The following is a 2,627-nucleotide window of genomic DNA, read 5'->3' on the forward strand; positions in this document are numbered from 1 at the left end:
CTAAGGGAAACAGGAAAAAAGATTTACCATTCAAGAGGAATTGACCAGCAATACGTCGAATATTCGAGGTATTCTTAGCTATAGGGTGGTAATTTAAAATGCTGGGGCGCAAAAAACAACAATTAACTTTTACGGACATCAACATTCTGCAAACGTGGGAGCAAAAACCCCTTGTTCCCGAAGATAGTTTCTACTACGGCCTCTCCCAGGCTGACGATATCTTCCAGGATGAGCTGTTTGCCGATTGTTACGCCTCTTGTGGACGGCCCTCCATCCCACCCAGCCGCCTGGTCAAGGTGATCCTGCTGCAGTTTCACGACCGGGTATCAGACCGGGAAGCGGAACAACGCGCTTTATACGACCTGCGCTGGAAAGTAGCACTAAACCTTTCCCTGGGGGAAGCAGGATTTGACCATACCGACCTGAGCAGGTTCCGGGCCAGGTTATTGCTGAACAAGAAAGAACGCACCATTTTTGAAAAAATCCTGAAGGCAGCGGAAGCCAAAGGGCTGCTTCCCGCTAAATGTGTCCAACAGATCATGGACTCCACCTACGTCCTGGGTGCCGGAGCGGTCCAGGACACCTACACTTTAATCCGGCTGGCCATAAGAAAACTTTTGAGCGCCCTGATAAAACGCCCTGATTTCCCGGAATTGAGGCTGAATCTTAATTATCAGGGCAAGGGCAAACCCAAAATCAACTGGGAAGACCCCGCCGAACGGGAAAGGCTGTTAAACCAGCTTTACCAGGATGCCTTAACGATTATTAGCGCAACGGAGGGGATGGAATTATCCTGTAAAGAAAGGGAATTAAAAGACCTCCTATTGACGGTAGCCACCCAGGATATAGAACAAAAGGAAGACGACTCGGTAACCATAAAACGGGGGGTGGCCAAAGACCGGGTCATTTCCACCACCGATCCCGAAATGCGCCACGGAAGAAAGTCTCACTCCCGGCTCTTTGACGGCTACAAGAGCCATACCGCCATGGATAAAGAAAGTGAATTTATCACCGCCGTTACCGTAACCCCCGGGAACATCCACGATTCAGAGGCAACTTTTGCACTTGTCGACCAGCAACCCGAAGAGCGCCGGCCAGAGGAAGCGATCTTTGACACTGCTTATGGCACGGGCAGGGTCAGGGAAGAAATGGCCACCCGCCAGATTAAAGTGATCAGCCCTGTCCCCGAAGGAATCGGGAAAGATGGCTGTTTCCCTAAATCGGCTTTTGAAATTGACCTGGACAGACAGATCTGCCGCTGTCCAGCCGGTCAAATCGCACCTGAAAAAATCTATGACAAAAAAACGGGCCGGCTCAAAGTATTTCTCTTTTCCCCGGAACAGTGCCAAAACTGCCCTTTATTAAACCAGTGTACCAGAAACAAAAAGGGTAGACGGACAGTCACGGTAAATACCTACGAACGCTACCTCCAGGAGGGCCGGGTCTTTCAAAAAACTGAGGAGTTTGCCGGTAAATATCCCGAACGCTGCAAGATCGAGAGAAAGCAGGCGGAAATGGTGATGCATGGCCTACGAAAAGCTCGTTATGTTGGTCTGGCCAAAGTAACCCTGCAGGCGCTTTTAGTTGCCACTGTGGTTAACTTTAAACGTTACTGGAAGTTGCTTAATCAAAAAGTAACTGCTGCTGTTCCCCACAACGATATAGCAATAAATGGCACTACACCGGTCCTGGCAAGTGGATAGAGGGTAGTTCTACCCAAATGCAGGAAAAATAAGGTAAAATACACGTAAAACAAATGGTTATTAGCTGATTCAAACATGTTTTAAGCCTGTTTCTATAACAGATTACCATTAACTGTTAACTAGAATTTTTGCACGTGGCTTTTCAGCAGAAATAAGAGACTATTTAGCAACAGACTCCTAGCAGCAACCCTGATTAATTTCATGCGCATCTTTCAGGCTGTCAAGCGCACCGCCTACCAGGCCATCCGCCGGGGCGTCAAACGGAACGAAATCATTTCCTCCCTTGAAGAAAAATTCATCCGCAACGCCCGGTGGTGCCAGTGGGCCTGTGCCGAAGCGGAAGACACCATCCACTCCCAGAAAGAGCTCATCGGCATGTACATTCACGACCTGGAGGCGAAAATCGAAAAAGCTAAAGAGAAATTGGAACGGACGAAAAACTCCATCCACCGCAAGGGTATTTTAAGCAGAATCGAAAAACTGCAGAACAATCTTTCTTACTGGCAATCACACAAAGAAAAAGGTAGTAACATCAGATGCCAAGCAGTTCCATAAGCTTCTTCCTAGCAGTACGGCCCCCGGCCCTCCTCTTGCGATAATTTCTTCGGCTTTTGCGGCAACCTTTTCTGCCTCACGAAGCTCTTTTTCTTCTTCGGTACCTGCAGCTGCTTTGATTTCATGACTGGCCTCCTCTTTCAAAATTTCCTTCCTCAACTGCCGGGTGCTCAAATGCTCGTCAGCCGCACGGGCTATCCACTTCCCCGGATCGGAGCTGTTCGCCGCCGCCCAGTGGTGCTCAAAACTCAGCTCCGGCACGCGCAGGCTCTCGTCCGGGAATGCCCGGTAGGTCTTTGCATACTTCCTCACTGTGGACTCCGAACACCCCACCAGCGACGCTATCTTCCGGTAGCTCAGACCCATCGA

At 49.4% G+C, this 2,627-nt stretch carries 3 protein-coding genes; 2 read left to right on the forward strand and 1 reads right to left on the reverse strand.

All coding sequences use genetic code 11. The features are described 5' to 3' along the window. Positions 1 to 98: 98 nt before the first annotated feature. Both ACPLUI_RS13675 and ACPLUI_RS13680 read left to right on the forward strand, forming a co-directional pair. Positions 99 to 1,703 (forward strand): IS1182 family transposase, encoded by a 1,605-nt coding sequence (locus tag ACPLUI_RS13675; protein ID WP_424660802.1) that lies wholly within the window; start codon positions 99 to 101, stop codon positions 1,701 to 1,703. A 201-nt stretch (positions 1,704 to 1,904) separates the two neighbouring features. Then, a complete protein-coding gene (locus ACPLUI_RS13680; RefSeq protein ID WP_424660803.1) occupies positions 1,905 to 2,258 on the forward strand; it encodes a hypothetical protein in 354 nt (117 codons plus the stop codon). Here the strand turns inward: ACPLUI_RS13680 and ACPLUI_RS13685 are convergent. Beyond that, positions 2,211 to 2,627, reverse strand: a 417-nt coding sequence (locus ACPLUI_RS13685; protein ID WP_424660804.1) for a hypothetical protein, incomplete at its 5' end; no start/stop codon positions are given. The genes ACPLUI_RS13680 and ACPLUI_RS13685 overlap by 48 nt on opposite strands.

Source organism: Desulfofundulus sp., from assembly GCF_049701015.1.
Taxonomy (GTDB): Bacteria; Bacillota; Desulfotomaculia; order Desulfotomaculales; family Desulfovirgulaceae; genus Desulfofundulus.

Excerpts from the sequence above, each read along its gene's own strand:
- ACPLUI_RS13675 (WP_424660802.1), top strand. The coding sequence starts at position 99 with ATGCTGGGGCGCAAAAAACAACAATTAACTTTTACGGACATCAACATT.
- ACPLUI_RS13680 (WP_424660803.1), top strand. The coding sequence starts at position 1,905 with ATGCGCATCTTTCAGGCTGTCAAGCGCACCGCCTACCAGGCCATCCGC.